Origin of the sequence: Salinigranum marinum (assembly GCF_024228675.1) — an archaeon.
GTDB classification, from domain to species: domain Archaea; phylum Halobacteriota; class Halobacteria; order Halobacteriales; family Haloferacaceae; genus Salinigranum; species Salinigranum marinum.
Genome location: NZ_CP100464.1, coordinates 77,908 through 96,907, shown reverse-complemented (window position 1 = coordinate 96,907; position 19,000 = coordinate 77,908). Strand labels below are relative to the sequence as shown.

Below are 19,000 nucleotides of genomic sequence, written 5' to 3'. Positions count from 1 at the left end.
ATGCAACTAGCTGGCATATAATTATCGCATTTGATGAATGTATTATGAATCAGCCATCGTGTTGGAAAACTGTTTGCCACTGTCTGGATACTCATGCGAGTGCAGCACAGCGGAGGTAAGTTGGGAATACTACCGAAGGCTATCGTGTAGGGGAGGGATGTTTTTCACCTACTGAAACTCTGCAGGAGCATTCCAAGGGCTCACGTGGAGAATGTATGTCTGACTCAGAGCAACAACCCAGCCGAGTTGTTGAATCGTCGCCCAGTAGAGAATGCACGAACCTCACGAACTTCAGTGACACTCAAAGTCGAGTACGTTCCAGACGACATCGTCGGACGAGACAGCGAGATCGAGGAGTACGAAGCGGCCCTGCAGCCGATCATCAACGGTGAGTACCCCCGACGACATCCTCTTCAGACTCTCGAGGTTGAATATTCGATATTAGACTTTCAGCCGTAACTGGTGATCTCATGCTCTCGATTCACGGAAGGTCTTCTGCACAGTCGACAAGGTTGTCCTCGGTGGTCCACTGACAGACCCGACCGACCTCGTCGAGCATCTCGAAGATCGAGGTCTGCATCCCGCTGTACGGGTTGTCGACGTCGACGTCCGTGTCGATCGCCTCTGCATCGAGGGCTGCATACTCGCGGTTGAGGACGTGCGTCTTCGCGAAGTACGGTTCGAGAGCGGTGAAGTACCCCTGCTCGACGAGGAACCCTCCCCGAGAGTGCTCCGCGACACCGACGATGAAGTCGGTGTAGTCGGCGAGAAGTCGAAAATCAGGAAGGCGTACGCGTCGAGGCGTCGGTTGAGTCGGTCTTTGACGAGCTGCAGTCGTCGGATCTCCGACTGCCCATAGCTCCCGAGGATGAAGTAGGCCCAATCGGTCGAGAAGATTGGAGCTAGTTCTGCGACGCTGTGTTTGAGTGCCTCGTACTCCTCGGGCGTCAGTGAGGTCTCGTGGAGGTACTCGTCGGCTCTCTCGGCAAGTTCCTCGACTGTGATCGAGTCCTCACTCATATATCCGATGCTACCCCGACCTCCGTGCTTCGATGTGACGACTGATGCAGTAAGCATATCGTCTCCAACTGATTCGTATTTCAGCGAAACGCCTTAGAGCGAACCGAACAAACCACCGGTTATGAGCACTCCCGACCAGACCCCGAGCGAACTCGACTCCGTTCGTGAGCGCCTCAACGTCGTCACGCAAGAGACACGGTTCTCGCTCATTCAGGACATCCTCGGGCACCCGTCGGGACTGCCGACGCTGAAGGAACTAGACTACGTTAACCCGAGCAAGAGTCAGACAACGATTCGCCAGCACCTCGAGCGACTCGTCGATATCGGCATCGTCGAAGAGGTTCTTCTTCCCGATGATCGACGGCGGAACGACCTCCCCTACAAATTCTACGGGCTCAGCGAGTTCGGTCGACGGTTCCTCGAGGAGCACAAACTGCTTCGTGCCGAGGATACGCTTCGAGAGATCTACGCTCGCGTCGAGAAAACCCCCGAAATCGAACGGTACGAAAACGCTCCTCGTCCGGTGTAGTACTCATCGAGATTCCTTTGAGGGGTTAGTTGGGGCCGACGGCGGCTCTCCAAGTGGGAAGTCCGTGAATTGGTGTAAAATGACTTTTATCGGAAGAACAATTCACGAACTCCTCAACCGTCCTCTCCGCGACACTAACTGCGCGTGAAATCGGATTAGATTGAACGTTCTCTAATTACCCCCACAGTGTGGAGTGTGGGGTAACATTTCGATGTTCGATTTTGTACCGACTCACTATGGTTTATTGAAACCCGACGGTGGAATCATCATCGAACTGATTCTCGGTGGACGATGAGGTCTGTTCCTTCTCCTCCGGCTTCCACTCCGCCGATTCCATCGTGAGAGAACGCTTCGCAAACGTTGCAAGTTCGTCGGTATTCGGGAAGTCTTGGAGTGAAATCACCGATGCATCACGCTTCGCTGCACTTCGTTTTGCTTTCCCAACCACGTCCTCAATATCGGCACCACTGAACCCTTCCGTCCGGGTCGCCAGTAGTGCCATGTCGTCCCCTGAGAGTTCGTGTGGAACCCCCCCTAGTTTCGCCTGGAATATGGCATGACGGCTCTCCTCTCCAGGGTGCGCAATCTCGACATGTGTGGCCAATCTACCCGGTCGAAGAATAGCTGGGTCGATGTCTTCCGGTCGGTTCGTCGCCCCGACGACGATTGCTGTTCGGTCCGCAGCCGTGAGGTGAACGAGCAGTTCGCTGGTGATCTTCCGGTCCTCAGCGTGTGCGCTGCCAGCACCGACGTCACGGCCGCCGAAGAGATGCTCGGCCTCGTCGAGAAAGATGACGCAGGGACCTATCGACGCTGCCTCCTCGAACAGTTGACGAACCCGCTGAGGCCCCTCGTTGATCCATTTACTGGTCACGTCCGCTGGTCCAAGTTCGACGAACGGGACGTCGAGTTCGCCAGCGAGTGCCCGTGCGAACAGAGTCTTCCCGGTCCCTGGTGGGCCGTAGAAGAGCAGTCCACGCGATGGAGCGACGCCGAAGCGATCGTAACGGTCGTCACCGCGTGCTTCGGCTCGCACTGGTTGGAGAACCTCCTCTGCGAGTCGTTCCTTGATATCGTAGTAGCCGCCGATGTCGTCGAAGCCGACGTTAGAGCGTGTCCAGTCGTACTGGAACTCCGGATTGTCGGGCGCTTTCGCTGGTGTTCGTGAAGCTTCCGGAGGGCTCGTATCAGTAATTTTCTTAGGGGATTCCGAATTAGCCACCTGAGTCACTGAATCATCAGATTCCGTTCGTCCATCATCCATAATCTCGCGAAGCTTCTCGTAATCGACAGACGGTTGGTAGTACTCTCCAGTAGCGTAATAATAGCCGTTCTCTCCTCGTGGGTCGTAGAACGTCAGCGCGACGAACGACGCCGCGATTCCCAGTCCGAGTGCCGCTTGGATTTGCGGACTACTCGGACTGACGTTGGTCAAGAAACCCAGCTGCGAGATCGGTACAAGGGAAGCAGCCATCGTCACGCCCTCAGCAAGGAGCAACAGCACCACGAACAGTTCGTACACCTGTGCGAATGGATACAGTCCAATTCCCCCTACCGATTTCAGACCCGGGACACCGAGGCTGCCTGCGATGAACACGAAGAGAAGACCAAATCCCAGTCCAACTGCGGCTGTTGGAGGTAGATTGAGGAAGGGTGCGATCACCCACATGTGAGCGAACGCCAGCCCGGTCCACCCGAGCATGAAAAACAACCGGTAGATGTCCCGCTTCCGGTGTTCTCGTTGCATGACCTGGTAAGTCGCGTACTCCACTATGGCGAAGAATCCAAGGAAAGCGATGACAGCGAGCGCAGTGTCGAGAAGGCTCATCGTATCACCCGAAGGAAGACCTCCAAGAGTCCGTGATGGGGCGAGCGTAGCGGTCGGCGCAATCGAGTCACGCCAGGATGTTTGGTCATGCGAGCCGCGGATTCCAGCCATCGAGAACGGCGATGATAGACTCGCTCGCGATGGTCTACATTCGTTTCATGCCGGTACTGAGATATAACGTCTCGCCCTGAGAGTCGGCTCAGGTGAACAAACCGACGCTGGAGCTTCTCGGAGAAATTCACATGGTCTCGGATGCCTCTCCCCCAGCATCGTCATCCCAGGGAGGATCCATGGCTTGTCCAGGGCCATCGCGCTGGGTCGACCAGTCGATGTCGGGATCGTCGGAGGAGTCGTCCAGCTGGGGGCTTGTCCCGGGGCCGATGAGGTGTTTCCCGCCCCGCTTGCCAATTTGATGGGCTGCGTACGGGCTTCGAGTCATCGCACCGGCGAAGATAATTCCGCTCGCTGTCCCCGTTTGAACCCCAGCTCTCCCAACCCGCTTGCCAAACCTGCCGGTCGAAACAGCAACTCGACCTGGAGTCTTCGCGGCAGCTTGGGCCGTTCTGATCCGGTCAATGCTTCGAGCCGATTTCGAAGCGTCCTCTCTGAGTGTGTGTGCCTCTTCCCCGAGCTGCTGTGCTCTGTCGTTGAGATTTATCATCGCCTTCTCACCCGTGACGGTTTCGTAGATTGCATTCCCCTCAGCATCTGAAACGACAGTCGAGAGCCCCTTTGCAGGTCGCTCAGAGCCGGTTAGTATTTCGCGGTCAGCAGCCTCGGCGACATCGAACTCACCATTCTGGTACGCTTCAGTCAAGAAATCGTGATTCGCATCAGCCTCGGCGGCAGCGTCCATCTTCTGAGAAATCGTTCTCCGATGTGCATCAATACTCTCAGATCCAACTGCTTTCCGAGCACCAATCACTCCAGCGCCCTTCACTTTAGATCCCAATTTCTTCATTGCCGCACTAGACCTACTCGCAGTCGTTCTGGCTGTCTGAACGCCAGGAACACCTGCCGTCTTCCGCCGTGTGGAGTCATTATTGATCGAAAGAGCCCCCGGTGCCGTATCCACGCTCTCTTCAGTAGGTGGCTCTCGTGCACTGAGTGCGTCTGAGATACTGTTTCGCATCGTCCCACCGACGCTCGAGTTGGCTGTTCCGGCAGATGGATCGGTCGCAGTGCCACTCGACGACCCGCCACCACCACTGCCGAGCCCACCAGTAGAGCCGCTACCTCCCCCACCTGACGAACTCGATGCGCTGCTCACCGCACCTGACCCTGCCCCAGCACCGACAGCGACCGCACCGACTCCCGTCGCAGCGATCGCAGCGGCGACGGTCATCGTGAACGCAGCGTCGACGCCGAGTGGCTGGCCTGCCCAGCCGATCGTCTTCCAGACCACGACGAACAGGATGATCGGGAATATCAACGCCAGCGCCGAGGCCGTGTAGAAGGACGCGATATCTCCGGAGACTGCAATCCCACCGGTCGCGATTACGTCGAACACTCGCATCACGAGCGCGATGATCGGCCCAACGAGTAGCGCATAGATTCCCATCCGGAGCCACGTCGACGCGAAGTTGCTGATCGCCTTCATCGGTCCCCAGTTCGCGTACCAGAGGACGGCGAAGAAGGGCGCACCCACGGCGACCGTGACGACGAGGAACTGCCTGAGGACCAAGAGGAGCGACGCAAGGATCGTCGCGATCAACATCAACGGCACCGCCACAGCGAGCGCGATGAGCTGAATGCCCGTCCCGAGTGTCGACCCCCAACTCCCGCCGAGGTCGGCGTCGAACGCGAGTTTGAACGTCGCCGGAGCGAGGGCGTTGGTCACGCCGTTCGACGCCTCGATCATGAACGCGAACAGCGGTTTCGAGATCGCGATGAACACGACGACCGCCACGATTCGGGCGACCATGTGCCAGAGCGTCCCCTCCTGATCTTCGCTGAACGGCATCACGATCAGCCCCGCCGCGATGAGAATCGGGAGCAGGGCAATCGAGAGCTCGAAGACGCTGTCCCAGGCAGCGACCATCTCGGCATCGGTCATGATGGCCGGGTTGATCGTAAGGAGCGGCTTCAGTCCGAAATTGAACATCCCGTTCATCGCGCCGACCAACAGCGATCGGAGAAATTCGACGATTGCCCGGACGATTGCGTCAGGGAGCCAACCGAGGTCTAGGAGATCAGCCACGACGCTCACCCGTCATCCAGACCATCCGAAATAGAGATTCGACTCTTCCTGCAGAGGAGGGGTGGTTCAGACGTGAAACCGCCATCAGACTCCGTCCTCCTGAGATGACAGCTCACCCGACATCGAATCGATACCCACGGGACCCTCATCAACCGCCTCCCGGTCGACATGAACCCCGCCTTCGGGATTCTCTCGCATCGCCATCTCGAGATCCATATCCCGGTTCATCACGTGCGGGAGGTCGGTGAGTTCGAGGTCGTCCGGGAGCACATCACCAACCTGTTCAGGTCGGGGCTCGACCCCTTCCACCTCGGCGAGCCACTCCCACGGGTCAAGCGAATCGTCGAGGACGTAATGCTCGAAAGGACCACTGCGGATTTCGAGCCGCCGTCGTCCGTGGACACTCGTCGCGAGCAGGCACTCCGAGTAGTCCGAATCCTGCCCGCGGGCGGCCGACTGGATGAATCGAATCTCGTCGGTCGAGAGCCCGTAATACTCCTTCGTGTCGTCGGAGACGGACTCGGCGTAGAACAGGCACTTCACGTCACAGTTCTCGTAGACCTCGCGGCGCTCGTTCGTCCGCACGAACTCATGGGCCGTCTGACTCATGAGCGTCAGGCCAGCCTCGTAGTGACGAGCGTGTCTGATATAGAGGTTGATGAGATCCCGTGCAGCAGGTCTTCCAAGCAGATAGTGCGCCTCGTCGAACGTGACGTCTACCTTGTACGGAGAGCGCTTGGCTTCGAGGTACGCCCACGAGAGCATCGCGTGAAGGATGAGTGGCATCTCTCCTGTGTCGGCGAACGAACTCATGTCCATCACCACGAGCCGCGAGGAGAGGTCGAGGTTCGTCTGCCCGTTCAGGTTGTGGTTGATGCCACCGGGTTTGAACGACTCGAACTTCGGCTGCAAGTTCCGCGCTAGCTCTTGGTGGTGCTCCGTCGGCGTGACGATCGTATCCGAGATGGAGATTCGACCATCGCTGGTTCTCCTCGCTTCAGCCTCCGATTGAACGCCAGCCACGCCATGCGACTGGAACAGTTCGAACTCCGCTTCGTCGATGATCTCGTTTTCAAGCGCGGCTTCGAGCCCACCGGCAGCGATCACGTGGACACCTCTGATGAGGTCGTCCAGTGTCGGTGATTCTCGTCCATACGTCTCGTAGTCACCCAAAACGATTCCCTTCGAGATGTACGCGTAGTGGGCCGCCTGAATGAGAATCCCCTCCTCGCCCGCGGACATCCCGTCACGCTGGTCGAAGTGGGTGTGAAGCATCTCGATAACCGATCGGATCGTGAGCGCGTACGTGTCGTCTCCACCTTGAGACTCGGCATCTGCGGGCGGTGAGATGTCCAGTGGGTTCACCGTGTAGTCGCCGCCGAAGCGGATCACCTCACCGCCGAGCGACCGTGCGAACCGCGGGTAGTCATCGCCAGCCGGGTCGAACAGGATACACTGAACGTTTGGATCTGCGAGCAGTCGGCGGTAGATCTCCAGTTTCCGGAAGTAGCTCTTACCCGATCCTGTCTTCCCAGAGATTGCCATCGAGTGTCCCGACAGCGCGTAGCGGTTCAGAATGACCGGCCGCTTCGTGTCGTCGAAGCCGAAGAGGACTCCTTCTGGGTCGTAAATCGACGGTTCGACGAGATTGAAGAAGGTTCCGAGTGCTTCGAGTTGGATCGGGTGCGTGTTGTCGATGGGGTCGGTCACGACCGGGGCGATAGCATCCATCGCTTCGAGTTGCTGGTGCTTCACCGGACTCAGTTCGACGTCCTGCTCGGCGAGGATCGCCTGAATCCGATCGAGCATTCCTTCTAAATCCTCTCGGGAGTCGGCAACCAGTTCGAGGTAAATCGCAACGTCGTACAGCTTCGTGGTGCCCCGGATCGTCCGCTGGAGGAGGCGTTCGAGGTCCTCACGGTCGAGTTGGTCTTGGTACGTGTCTGTCCGCCCACGCTTCTGTTTCAGCGCGAGCGACGTCACCGCCTGTGTGTAGCGCTTCTGGAGTTGACGACGGACGTCCTTCGGTTCCCGCGGTTGGACGTGGAACGTCAACCTGAGGTCGACGTCCGCGAGCGTGAGTGGGACCAGCCAGCCGAGTCCGACCTTCCGCGGAAGTGAAGTCACGGTCAGGATCTGTGAGACGGTATCGTCACGGATCTGGAACTGTGGATGATCTTCGACGAGCCGAGGCGCGATCACCCGTTTGTCGAGTTCGCCCCGTTCTTCGAGCGTCTCCATCGCGTTCGCGAGCCCGACCTCGTCGGCCTGGAGTTGGTAAGCGGCCCACTCGATGTTGGCCGTCGTCGTCTCACGGTCGAGGAGATGCAGATAGTCGATTGCGTGCTGTGTCTCCTCGCCGGTCAGTCCGTCGATGGGGACGTATTCGAGTCCGTCTTCTGAGGCGTTAGTCCGGAAGGCACGTGTGAGTCGGGAAATCATCGGGATACCTCCAAACGGAATAGTCGGTTACGAAACTGGACAGAAACGCCGTGGTCAGACATCGGTCGCCTCCGTGAGTCCGGGGTTATATTCGTCGACGTACCGGCCCTCGTCGACCGAGTCGTCGACTGCGTTGAGGATGCTGCGTCGTGACCGGACAGCCAACGCGACCGCAGCGACGAGTACGAACACGCCGAGCGCGTACACCACGACGACGACCGCCGTCTGGTCGGTCGGTAATGTCGTCCACCGGTCAGGGTAGGCGTCCTGAAACAGGACGATAGCCGCTCCCGTGATGGTAGCTCCCACGAGACCCAGGAGTTTCGCCACCCAATTCGACGGGAGGAGGATGACGAGACTGAGAAGGAACAGCGGCAAACTACCGGCAGCGAGCCCGAACGAGAGTTCGCGCAGCACCAGCCACGATGCGTTTGTCGACTGGGTACCTGGCCCACTTCCGAGGAACAATCCGACTGCAGCAATCGCACACAGGAGACTCACGACGAACGCGGCAGTTCCGAAGTACACTGAGCCTGGTGAGTGATACCGATCGCTGCTCCCGATGGGTCCGACGTTGCGGACGTACCACTGCAGGATCTGTGAGCGGTCGACAGTCTCGATATATTCGGCTTCGACCCGGCCATCATAGGGGAGTCCCCCGATATTATCGGGCCTTGGTTCGGATTTGGTCTCCTGATCGACGTCATCTTGATGGTCAGCCGCCTCGAAGACGCCGTCTAAGTCGAGGTCCTCACCGGTACGTGGGTTGGTCAGGACCGATTCGTCTGCACGAGTCAGCATCCCGTGAGTAAACGAAATCGGCGGTTCGTGTCCACGGTAGACCCGATACAGGACGTCAAGGACAGCTTCACGTGAGTCGAGAATCGTCGTCTCGACCTGCGTGCGGGGGAGTTGAGAGGCAACGCGTTGTGCACGCGCCCACACTTCGTCCAGATAGAAGTCCTCGGTGTCGACGGTCCGACCCCGTGAGATGGGGAGTGCATCTCGAATCACGTCGAACGGGCTTCCATCGTCGGTATCGTTCTCGCCCTTCCGGACGGCGACTGCGACGAAGAACCGTCGGTCGCGCACGTTCGCCATCGAGAGCGTTTGAGACAGCCACTCGGCGTGGGCCAGTCGTCCGTACTCCAACAGGGGTGAGTCCGCGACAGCGTCCGTGGTAGTGGCGATTCCACCGTCGGTTGCCGAGATTGCTTCGCCGGCAGGGGATTCGTCCGGTTCCGACATCGGCTCGGAGTCCGAAATTCGAGTGCTCTCACCGCTAGGTGCATTAGGAGCATCGGGGCCGACGAACTGCGCGAAGTATCGCTCGCCGTCGAATTCTGTCGTCATCGTTAGGAACTGCGTCGGGAACTGCAGACCGCGCAGGAACGTCAGGAACGAGATGTACACGCCCGACCGGCGTTCCTCCGAAAGCGTGAGCCATTCGCGCGGCTCGATTTCGACGAGCATCGCGTAAGCGGTCGGCGTCTCGATGATACCACCGTCACGTACGTTCTCGAAGTTCACGAGGTTGAGCGTCGACCGTCGGTTAGACTCCATCACCGGGCCTCCGTTTCTCTCGAGGAGGTGTTGCTCCCGGCTGAGATCGATGCGTGATCTGAGTGGGGGACGCGAGGCCTGGATGCGGAGGCTGGGTAAGCCAGACGTCCTGACGGGCCCCGTGTGTGAGGCCGTGTTCGAGCGCTGTCGACGGCGTCCAGACGTAGACGTTGCTGCTGGAGCGGTACCGAACGACCGCGTGTGCGTACCGGAGCGGACGCTGACCGGGCGGTGTCTTCACGAATATCAGCGCGCCGACGCCGACACCGATCACGAACAGGGGAAACGTGACCAGAATCGGGAACCCGATGGTGTAGAGGAGTGCGCAGGGAGCGACGGGGAAGGCCATCGACTCGGCGAGGCGACGGACGGAGAACCCGAGGAATTTCGATTCCAGCAGGTTGCTCGCGACCGGAACCGGGTCAGGCATTCACTTGTCCTCCCCGTGAGCGTCGCATTCCAATTCGCTTGGAAACACCCGGCCGGCTTCGAGCCGTTCAGCGCCCTGAATCAGCATCCCTCGCCAGTTGACGCCGTAATACGTCCGAATCGCTTCGAGAACGGCGAATTGGTCGTCGTCGTTGATTTCGATACGTGTGGACTTCATAATCACTCAAGCACCCACCGGTGTCCGGGATCAGATGCTGGGTCGATATCTCCGTAGTTAGGGGCCAGATCGCGGTCTTGGCTCCGTGACGTACTCAGATCGAAGTCTGTTCGTCCGTCTTCAGACGACGTCTCGCCGTGGTCGACCGGTCCACTCGACTCGTCTTCATCCACCGAGAGCCGTCTCTGATAGGTTACAGACTTGGTCTCATCAGCCGCATCATCGGTCACCTGAAAGATTGGCTCACCGGCTCCTCGATCCGCGGTACACGAGTCAGTGGATCGCTCGTGGTGCGGCGAGAGAGCTCGCGGGAGACGTGCCCCCTCGAGTTGCGTTGCGCCCTGAATGAGCATCCCTCGCCAGAGGACGCCGTACTTGTCGCGGATGGTCCGGAGCAACTCGTACTCCTCTGGGCTGGCGAACTGGATCTCGATCTCAGGCATCTTTCACCAGCAGTATAGCACTCGGTCGAGACCTGGCAAGCTCAGCCACGACCGAAACCAGGTTGATGCATTGGCGCAGCTCGTCCCGCTCCGCGAACAGTAGCGGGTCGTGTCGTTCTGAAAGATGGTTCATCTCTCTACTCTGGCCAGTAGAGTGACTTCTTACTTCCAGAAGTACGTACTACGCACCAGTACGCACTGCGTACACGTACGTCTCGCGCAATGTTGGAGTCGTTTTGTCGGCCGGTGTCCTCGCTCAGCGCAGATGATCGTTATCGAGCGTCCTCGTCAACCACTCCACGAGGAATCGTATCCCTCATCGAGGACTGGAGGTGCTACCCTATGAATCCGAAATCCACCATCGGTTCACAGATAGCCACAATTCTTCTCGAAGGTAGCGTCGATTTCAGCTCGATGCTTGATTTCCCAGAGTGGACCCCGCGAGTGTTCGTGTACGCAGGCCTCTGTCTGTTCCTATTGGGTCTGATAGCGTGGCTGGGGAGTCACGGCCTGCAGCGCCGATCGTGGGGACGTCGCATGACTCTCTCAGGTGGAGGCTTGTTCGTCGTGGGAACCGCGTGGACGGCCGTCCTCGACCTCCTGACCTATGTCCTCGGGTGACACTCCTCGGCGAGTCAGTGACTCCGATTCTGTCTCCCCTCGACGTAACTTTTGGAGGCTCTTTCAGTCTGAACGACTCTCGCGAATCGTCACCGTCGGAGTGATTATCCTGTGTGTTACGAGCGCCCTCGTCACCGCAGCAGCCGACGAAGGAGGAGTTCCACCACCGGAGCCGGGCGTCGACAGAATCTACAACGAGACGTTTCGGGTGCTTGCCAGCAACGACGTCGACCCTGGAAGGGGTTCGAGTACGGTCCTGCTCTACGAATACGAGAACGGGGCTATTCGAGAGGTCAACCGGACCGTCGTCACACAGCCTGTCCAACTCCAAGACGACAGCATCCGACCCCGCGACGCGCTCGTCATCGCCACTGAATCAGATATGTATCAGACGGGGCTCCACGGTCGAGTCACCGTTCCGTATCAGGATCGATGGTATACGCTCGAGGAGTGGAATCGCAAGTGGGGACAGCGAGAGCTCCGAATCATCCCCATCTACGGGGCTGACTCCGCGCGAGCGACAGACTCTGAGGGCAAGTATACAGTCGAAGTTCGCAATCCGAACGGCTGGTGGGACCCCATCTACGATGCCAAGGTCGAACGGACGGGGAACACGCTGAACGTCACGAACCCGGAGACGGCACTGGTCCACACCGCCGAGTATCAGACGGTCATTGAACGGAAACGAGAAATCGTCCATTCCCTGCTCCGGTATTCGGAACTCGCACCCAGTGAGGCAACTGCTCGGGACACAGCGATCGTCCCGATAGACAACGGGACCGAAGTGTTCACCACGGTCGACGGGGCCTCAACATCGCTCGTCTGGCGAAGTGGCTCTCACGCACTGGTCCGTGACGCCTACGTCGGATTCATCGACGTCACTCCCGGTGTCTGGTATCGAGGTCGGTACGTCACCCACAGCGGGCAAGTGAACACCCACGTCCCCTGGGACTATCGTATCGAGGTCCCGTCCGATTACTCGGAATCCGACTCCTGTACGATTGGCAATAGTACGTATCCACTCACGCGGTGGGCGGACTACCGGCTGATCGATTCCAACGCCTCGGTGGTGAACGTCACTGCAGACGATATCAGGATGCAGCGATGGGGACCGGGAGAGTGGACGACGCTCAACCACACCTCGCCAGACTCCGAGCCCCGACCGCTCCCCGTCGGTGAGCATACGATGACCGCTCAGTTGCGAATCGAGATCGAACTGGAGAAACACTATGGTGTGTCGAGCAGCCGATGCTCGGAATGGGACCGTCTCGAACAGGAGTCACGGGCAATGACGATCAATCGATCCGTCCCAATCGAGACGGTCAACTCTGATGACCTCGAAATCGACGTGCGGGTCTTCGACCGACCCGGGGAGGACATCGTCGCGGTCACCTGGACGGGTGAGCAGGGTCTTGCTGCCGGCACTGCAGGGTGGGAGTACGTCGAGGTTCACATCGGCGAGAAGACGATGTACGTGACCGCTCCGTGGCGGTTCTTTTCAGTCGCGCGGAATACACACGTGCAGGAACGGACTCGCGAGAGAACATCTGAGCTGAACGCCTCACACTCGGTTGGGGCACGGTATCCAGTGATGCTCCGATACCGGATGAGTCCAGCGACAGTCGAAGTGCAGGCGGAACAATCCGCGGCACAACACATCTGGTGGGAGACCACTCACGTCGTCGAGACTGGATCGGTCGCGGCCACACCGCTACCCGACACGATCGTTGCGACGGAGAACACGGAACCAAGTCCGCTGTACGACCAGTACGCGGGCATCCTCAAGAGCACCGACACCGTGACTGGTGAATCTGTCTCCGTAGGGGCGATCGACGTATGGGGCTTCCCGATTGAGACGACGCAGACCGTCACTCGGTATGAGCGGTCCGTTCTCAACGTGACCATCGACGACGCAGCCAGTACCGCGGAGATTTCCCTCCGCGACGAGTTCGGTACCCCAATTAGCGGCCGCTCAATCTACCTCGAAGGGACACAGGCCTCAGTCGTGACGACCGATTCAAGCGGCACCGCAACGGCCGAAATCACGAACCCGATCGTCCGAGCGCGGTTCCAAGGTGACGATTGGCGTGCGAGCACTGACCGGTATTACCTGAGCACGCAGGCGCTTGCTGTCTCAACTAAGCCCATAGTTGTAGGAGCCATCCAGATCGTCGGGTATCTGAACGATGCCGTCTCGAACGTAGCGCTATTCACTGAGTGGCTTGCGCTAGGAGTTTTCGCGATGTTCTGGATACGGATCTTTCATCGACGTCAGGGTTGAGTTGCTTGAGTATAGTGATCTGAGCTGCTTGAACTCCCAGATGATAATGAGAGGAATAGATTTTTGAAGATATTCATCTGGCTAAGGATATGGCTATTGACCCCGAGAAATTCCGTGGGTTCACCGACCAACTCTCACAAATCGCCGAAGCTGCTCCGATGAGCGACGAGCGTTCAAAGAATCTCATGGATACAGCGATAGGAACCGCAATTTCCGATATGGAAAATCTAATTGACAAATCTCGTGCGCCTGTGCTGTACATTATGGGACGATCTGGTGTCGGGAAGTCATCATTAATAAACGCGCTAGCGAACAAGAAGGTTGCTGAAATTGACTCTGTCGAGCCGACGACGCCAAAATCCACTCCGTATCATATTTCATTTGGTGAAAGGTACGCAAGTTGGGACATAATCGACTCTCGTGGTCTATTTGAGAGCGTCTCGCCCGACGGTGATGTGCCAGCAGATACGGTCGAACTTGTCAAAGAGGATCTAAAAGAGTATGACCCAGATGTAATCCTTCACGTCATGAGTCCCGACCAAGTCCGAGCTGGAAAAGAGGACTTTGACACGGTCAAGAAACTCCGAGCAGAGTTTGGACCGTCGTTATTCCCACCGGTTCTCTATTGTCTGAATAAAGTCGATACCCATGCTGCTCCCAACCAGTGGCCCCCAGAAGAACACCCAGAGGTTGCAGGTAAAATAAAACGAAATCTTGATTTCGTAGCCGAAGTCATCGGCGAAGAATCGAAAGAACCATTCGAGTCCACGCAACCGCTGTACGGTTACGAGTTTAATTCTGAGGAACACATCGGAGTTGTGCCTACATTCTTGTTGCAAGAACCTTACTGGAACGTTCGAACGTTATCATGGATGCTTGGTAGCCATCTTCCAGAAAGTGCCCAGCTTCAATTTTTTCAAGCACAAAAACGAGAAGAATTGATGCGACAGTTTTCACGTAGTACCACGAATAGGTTTGCTACATTAGCCGGTGGTATTGGTGGGGCCCCGACGCCAATTGCCGACCTTCCTGTACTGCTCGGACTTCAGTTCATGTTGATTGGACTCATTGGAGGTTTCTCGTGCCGGGAAATCAAAGCAGAAACAGCAACGGAGTATGTGAGTGCGATGGGTGGCACCGCAGTCACTGGTTTCGTTGCTCGTTCGGTCGCTCGAACGCTATTCGAATTTGTCCCGGTCGCAGGGGCTGCTGTTTCTGCCAGTGTTGCATTCACGACGACCTGGGCTCTTGGTAGATCTGCTGAGCGCTACTTTTTTGATGACGAAACAGTCTCACCAAATTCCCTCCGTGACCAAGCGAAGGAAGCCCTCGAGGCTCGAACAGAAGACGACTGAGAATAACAGAGTGTACGCAGTGCGTACTTCCAGAGTACACATGATGAGTCAAGACAAGTGTGAGACATCGATATGCCGTCTGTCTCTGCGTTCGTTGATATCGCGTTTCGACTCTATGTGGTTGCCGAACTAACCGCGAGATATCTCGCACTCTGTGCGCTGGTCGTGGGCATCATCGGCTACTGGACCGCCGGAGCAAACACACGTCGCTCGACGAGATTTCGAGGGATGGTGATCGGATCGTGCGCTGCGCTGGTTGCAATCTTTGGGCTTGGTTCGTTCTACGATCTCGTCGGATATGTGATGGCGGGGTCGAATTTTCTCCCACCAAGATGGCCATACGAGGCAGGAGGTGCCGGTGACCTCCTCCCTCTCGCTCAAGCAGCCTCTGGGATGCTCTCGTTCCTCGGGTTGGCGTGCTTCTCCCTTGGCGCAGCTCTCTGGGGCGCTGGTGGGCCAACTGGTCAGACACGATCTCGGGGCTATCGAGGCGTGATGTACGGGCTGACGATGATCAGCGTCTCGATGGGAGGGACGCTCTTCACCGTCTTCGCTACTGTCTTTGCCTCCGTATAATTCGTGGAACTTTTTTAGAGAAACTGAGCTAAGTAGAGACTTCGGCTCATCTATCAGAGTTGTGAATAGCCAGTACAAATTGAGTAGAGCCGTGCCCAGCTCGAGGCTCAGTCTCTATTGTTGCGCACCCTACGGTGTACTTGCAAGGAGTACACCGCCTCGCGGGTTCATTCTCTTCAGCGCTCGCGGTCTCGTTCGACAACTAACACGAAATAGTACGACTTATTCCTTTGAATCGGAAAGTTCCGGTGGATTATCTAACAGTCTCTCCAAGTTCACTACTTCGCTGAGTTGCTGGAGACTCTCACGGAGATGCTCTCGTTCCTCAAGTGCTTCAAGCGTGGCCGCAAGCAGTTCATCCCCAGTTGCATCGTCATCCATTCCCAACGCCTCTCGCAGTTCAGAGAGATCACTTTCGTCAAGATGCGGCTGTGAGGTCGAGGCAGGAGGTATCTGCTCATCCGACGACGCCACATCAACGCCTGTCGTGTCTCCCGATTCGAACGTCCTCTGGAATTCAACTTGATCAGTTTTATCAAAATCTTCTACTCGACGTTGACGTTCGTTCGATGTCTGTCGCCCTGATCGAGTTATGGTATCCCTTTCTGTTGGGGTTCCCGTAGCCGGGGCAGCCGTTGCTTTCGAGGTCTGACTTCCATCGATTGAGTTCGCACCATCCGTCTCAGTGTCGTCGCTCGGTCCTTCCGAGGAAGAAGGCGGTGCCTGCCAGTCAAGGAAATCGAATTGATCGATCGACGTGGCGTTGTCCGGAGATAAGCCCATATTCTCTAACAGTACGTGATACCGTGGGAGAATCCAGTCGGGGACTCCCTTCGTCTCCTCGGTCAGAGTGCGACCTTCGTTTGCGTGCCTGGCGGCGAGGTCCTCGAGATTCGCGATTAGCACAAGAGGCTCGTCCGAGTCCGTCGGAATCTCAAACTCGTCAATCTTCGGAGCGTCCTCAACCTCGACAAACTCAGTCGACGAATCGGCCTGTTCAACCTCAAAATACCGATCGTACGCAGGAAGAGCCTTCTTTGAGATACTCTCTCGCGACTGAATACGAAGCTCGGTATGCAGTCGGACTGTTTTGATCAGTTCGTCGCGTTCGGGGTACAGCCGATAATACTTGTTCCGCTTACTGACACCGGGTTTACTATTGAACCGCGGACTGTTGATTTTGGAGCCTGATTTGTCGATTTCCTCGACTCCGTCTGGTATCTCTGCGAGCACATCGCCATCATACCGAGATAGCCATTGACCGCCATACGCCGCAAGGATCCATTTTGGAAGATTTTCATAATTTTGACGACGGTATTCCGAGAGCGCGTTTTCTGCGATGTTCAGGAGGTGATCGGTGATATCCTGAGTCCCGTCCAGCCCGTTTTTCGTATCCGACCACGGCATGTCCTCTGCGGGACCGTACAGTTCGATTACACAGTGGAGTCGCCCATGCCCCTGTGATTCGCGGAATTTACCCAGGAAACGAGATGAAAAGAGGTCGTTATCGGTATCACGGAACAAGACGTTCCGATTGTTCATCGTGACTGTCAGGCCTGCGTTCTCGGGATCGGACGCGGGCATCAGCCCGACCGTGATATCCACTCGAAGGGCCTCCTCGATAGAGACCTCATCACTGTTCGCAAACGGCATGTGTGCATACCGTCGTGGGTGGAGACCATCGAAGGGCAACCGGCTGAGTTCGATCGCTTCGGGTGCCTCAACGGGGACATCGTGCTCTGGATCGCTCCATTCAAGATCGAAATCGATCTGCCGGTCATCCGAACTCGTCGGGGCACTCACTGAAATACCATCAGCCAAGAAATGTTCGTACGTTTCACCGAGCCGCCACAGTGAATCGGAGGCCGAACGATCGATCTCCCCTTCTTCATTCCGACCCAGTAAATTCGCCCACGCGTTTTTATTTAAGTCTTCGACAATAATCCGCGTATGGCCCTCGTCAAGATCCTCAACCTCGTAGACTTCAGAGCTGTATACCTCATTATCGGACACTGTGTTGTCGGGCGATTCGAGATCTCGAGCATCAACCTCGAATCCAGCAGCAATCTGGTACCCATTCGCATGGGATTCGTATTTAATCCGGTCTCCGATACCGATCAACCGCTTCGCACCGACCCCGAAGCGGCCGATTCCTTCCGGTGGGGCGTCAGTATGACCTAGTTGGAAAAATTTCGCTAGCTGATTCGGCGGGACACCCCCCGCGTTGTCCGTAATAACGATTTTGCCATGTGTCTGGTGATTAGTAGCTGAATAGTCACCAATATCTTGTTTTTCTGCTGCATTCTCATCCGCCTCAACGACATATTCAATAGAAACCTCGAGTGAATCTGGATATTTTGCACCATCTAATGCCTGACGTCTCACAAAGTCAATCGAGTTATCGATCGTTTCGGTCAGAATAGCATAAGGGGAGGCCCCAGCAGCAAACGCTCGGTAAATGTTTGGGAGGGGTGGGTACTCGACCGTTTCCGGAAGGCCAGCTGGATCGTTTTTCTGACTCATTTACCTGTTGTGGCTTCTTGTGATGGTCTATTAGAGACAATACATTCGTTCTATATGCAGTCGTTAGTTGAGAAGCGTCTCTCAGGGCTAATAAATGTATTGTACAAAACTCCATTAGGCGTACTTCTGTTAGCATCTGTCCTCTTAGAGAACTAGTTCCTCTAGCTAATTGCTCATCACAAGCAGTCACCACAGCACACAGAGTTAGTCTCTAGATCCATGTTCCTCTAGTTGCTCATCACAAGCACAGAATCAATCTCTAGCTAGCCGTCCATCGTAGCAGTCATCACAGGACTAGTCCTCATGCTCAGTTCGAAGATTCCTAGAGTGGTTCGAGACCCACATCAAGGTCGAAACGACCGAGAGGTTTATATGTCTAATGGGCCAATAGGCATGTGTGAGGAGCAGTTGGCTATTCGGGGTACCCTCGGACCGGATCGAGGCGCGCCGAGTGGACTGATGAAGTGAGTCGGCATGTGGGCATTGGCGTGCCCACGCAAAAATCGCGGGCCGTTGGCGCGGCCCGCAATCGGAAGCTAGCAATGAGGACTACCGTCCACACCCACATAGAGGTATCGCTCGCGTTCGCTGGGAACCTCATCGCCGACGAGGCGGGAGGGACCCAATGAGCGTCAACACCAGTCGATCGACAGTCCAGGTCTCGGACCACGCCCTCCAGCGGTTTATTCAGCGTACCGGCCGTGGGGACTTCTTTGCCACGGAACTCGCGTTCCGGTTCCACCAAGGAATCCGAGTTGACATCAAAGGCAAGCGGTACTCCGAGGCCCGTCTCATACAGGTAGCGGGGACGACGCTCGTTCTCCTCCGCTGCGACACACATCTCGCCACTGTCGTGTACGCGCGTGGCGAGGAAATCACGTTCCGCTCGAAGCGTCCTAATCTGGAGTGCCGACGATGCGGCGTAGTCCGACGAGACGCGCCGGACACGAGGCCGTGTGCCTGCTGCGATACGAATGACTGGCGGGTGGTCGAGTAGACGGCGAGAGCATCC

14 protein-coding genes and 1 pseudogene are annotated in these 19,000 nt (G+C 57.0%); 6 read left to right on the top strand and 9 right to left on the bottom strand.

Annotated features, from left to right (window positions below; translation table 11 throughout):
- Positions 1 to 481: 481 nt before the first annotated feature.
- Positions 482 to 1,020: pseudogene (locus tag NKJ07_RS24150) on the bottom strand (DUF8170 family protein).
- Between the two features lie 121 nt (positions 1,021 to 1,141).
- Between NKJ07_RS24150 and NKJ07_RS24145 the strand changes: the two are divergent.
- On the top strand, positions 1,142 to 1,549 hold the full coding sequence (locus NKJ07_RS24145) for a helix-turn-helix domain-containing protein (protein WP_318571189.1): 408 nt from the start codon (positions 1,142 to 1,144) through the stop codon (positions 1,547 to 1,549).
- A 241-nt stretch (positions 1,550 to 1,790) separates the two neighbouring features.
- Here NKJ07_RS24145 and NKJ07_RS24140 read toward each other — a convergent pair whose 3' ends face one another.
- The 7 genes from NKJ07_RS24140 to NKJ07_RS24110 form a co-directional block, all read right to left on the bottom strand.
- Positions 1,791 to 3,377, bottom strand: coding sequence for an ATP-binding protein (locus tag NKJ07_RS24140; RefSeq protein WP_318571188.1), 1,587 nt, complete (start codon positions 3,375 to 3,377; stop codon positions 1,791 to 1,793).
- Between the two features lie 238 nt (positions 3,378 to 3,615).
- Positions 3,616 to 5,577 (bottom strand): TrbL/VirB6 family protein, encoded by a 1,962-nt coding sequence (locus NKJ07_RS24135; protein WP_318571187.1) that lies wholly within the window; start codon positions 5,575 to 5,577, stop codon positions 3,616 to 3,618.
- A gap of 84 nt (positions 5,578 to 5,661) precedes the next feature.
- On the bottom strand, positions 5,662 to 8,019 hold the full coding sequence (locus tag NKJ07_RS24130) for a VirB4 family type IV secretion system protein (protein ID WP_318571186.1): 2,358 nt from the start codon (positions 8,017 to 8,019) through the stop codon (positions 5,662 to 5,664).
- Between the two features lie 54 nt (positions 8,020 to 8,073).
- The gene (locus tag NKJ07_RS24125; RefSeq protein WP_318571185.1) at positions 8,074 to 9,582 is read right to left on the bottom strand and encodes a cell division protein CdpA domain-containing protein; all 1,509 of its coding nucleotides are present in this window, start codon (positions 9,580 to 9,582) and stop codon (positions 8,074 to 8,076) included.
- Positions 9,572 to 10,012 (bottom strand): PrgI-related protein, encoded by a 441-nt coding sequence (locus NKJ07_RS24120; protein WP_318571184.1) that lies wholly within the window; start codon positions 10,010 to 10,012, stop codon positions 9,572 to 9,574. The genes NKJ07_RS24125 and NKJ07_RS24120 overlap by 11 nt, the downstream gene beginning before the upstream one ends.
- Complete coding sequence (locus NKJ07_RS24115; RefSeq protein ID WP_318571183.1) at positions 10,013 to 10,189, bottom strand: hypothetical protein; 177 nt, start codon at positions 10,187 to 10,189, stop codon at positions 10,013 to 10,015.
- Positions 10,190 to 10,191: 2 nt separating this feature from the next.
- Entirely contained in the window at positions 10,192 to 10,632 is a 441-nt protein-coding gene (locus NKJ07_RS24110; RefSeq protein WP_318571182.1) for a hypothetical protein, read from the bottom strand.
- A gap of 342 nt (positions 10,633 to 10,974) precedes the next feature.
- Between NKJ07_RS24110 and NKJ07_RS24105 the strand changes: the two genes are divergently transcribed.
- From NKJ07_RS24105 to NKJ07_RS24090, 4 genes are all read left to right on the top strand, one after another.
- Positions 10,975 to 11,253, top strand: a complete 279-nt coding sequence (locus tag NKJ07_RS24105) for a hypothetical protein (protein ID WP_318571181.1) — start codon at positions 10,975 to 10,977, stop codon at positions 11,251 to 11,253.
- Between the two features lie 100 nt (positions 11,254 to 11,353).
- On the top strand, positions 11,354 to 13,534 hold the full coding sequence (locus NKJ07_RS24100) for an Ig-like domain-containing protein (RefSeq protein WP_318571180.1): 2,181 nt from the start codon (positions 11,354 to 11,356) through the stop codon (positions 13,532 to 13,534).
- Positions 13,535 to 13,623: 89 nt separating this feature from the next.
- Positions 13,624 to 14,889 (top strand): GTPase family protein, encoded by a 1,266-nt coding sequence (locus tag NKJ07_RS24095; RefSeq protein ID WP_318571179.1) that lies wholly within the window; start codon positions 13,624 to 13,626, stop codon positions 14,887 to 14,889.
- 72 nt (positions 14,890 to 14,961) lie between these two features.
- Positions 14,962 to 15,465, top strand: coding sequence for a hypothetical protein (locus NKJ07_RS24090; protein ID WP_318571178.1), 504 nt, complete (start codon positions 14,962 to 14,964; stop codon positions 15,463 to 15,465).
- A gap of 222 nt (positions 15,466 to 15,687) precedes the next feature.
- Here the strand turns inward: NKJ07_RS24090 and NKJ07_RS24085 are convergent, their stop codons facing one another.
- Positions 15,688 to 17,988 carry an ATP-binding protein gene (locus NKJ07_RS24085; protein WP_318571177.1) on the bottom strand — a complete coding sequence of 767 codons (2,301 nt, stop codon included), beginning with the start codon at positions 17,986 to 17,988 and terminating at the stop codon, positions 15,688 to 15,690.
- A gap of 625 nt (positions 17,989 to 18,613) precedes the next feature.
- Between NKJ07_RS24085 and NKJ07_RS24080 the strand changes: the two genes are divergently transcribed.
- On the top strand, positions 18,614 to 18,985 hold the full coding sequence (locus NKJ07_RS24080; protein ID WP_318571176.1) for a hypothetical protein: 372 nt from the start codon (positions 18,614 to 18,616) through the stop codon (positions 18,983 to 18,985).
- The last annotated feature ends 15 nt before the right edge of the window (positions 18,986 to 19,000 follow it).

Coding starts and splice junctions, on each gene's coding strand:
- NKJ07_RS24145 (WP_318571189.1), top strand. CDS start 1,142: ATGAGCACTCCCGACCAGACCCCGAGCGAACTCGACTCCGTTCGTGAG.
- NKJ07_RS24140 (WP_318571188.1), bottom strand. CDS start 3,377: ATGAGCCTTCTCGACACTGCGCTCGCTGTCATCGCTTTCCTTGGATTC.
- NKJ07_RS24130 (WP_318571186.1), bottom strand. CDS start 8,019: ATGATTTCCCGACTCACACGTGCCTTCCGGACTAACGCCTCAGAAGAC.
- NKJ07_RS24125 (WP_318571185.1), bottom strand. CDS start 9,582: ATGGAGTCTAACCGACGGTCGACGCTCAACCTCGTGAACTTCGAGAAC.
- NKJ07_RS24120 (WP_318571184.1), bottom strand. CDS start 10,012: ATGCCTGACCCGGTTCCGGTCGCGAGCAACCTGCTGGAATCGAAATTC.
- NKJ07_RS24115 (WP_318571183.1), bottom strand. CDS start 10,189: ATGAAGTCCACACGTATCGAAATCAACGACGACGACCAATTCGCCGTT.
- NKJ07_RS24110 (WP_318571182.1), bottom strand. CDS start 10,632: ATGCCTGAGATCGAGATCCAGTTCGCCAGCCCAGAGGAGTACGAGTTG.
- NKJ07_RS24105 (WP_318571181.1), top strand. CDS start 10,975: ATGAATCCGAAATCCACCATCGGTTCACAGATAGCCACAATTCTTCTC.
- NKJ07_RS24095 (WP_318571179.1), top strand. CDS start 13,624: ATGGCTATTGACCCCGAGAAATTCCGTGGGTTCACCGACCAACTCTCA.
- NKJ07_RS24090 (WP_318571178.1), top strand. CDS start 14,962: ATGCCGTCTGTCTCTGCGTTCGTTGATATCGCGTTTCGACTCTATGTG.
- NKJ07_RS24085 (WP_318571177.1), bottom strand. CDS start 17,988: ATGAGTCAGAAAAACGATCCAGCTGGCCTTCCGGAAACGGTCGAGTAC.
- NKJ07_RS24080 (WP_318571176.1), top strand. CDS start 18,614: ATGAGCGTCAACACCAGTCGATCGACAGTCCAGGTCTCGGACCACGCC.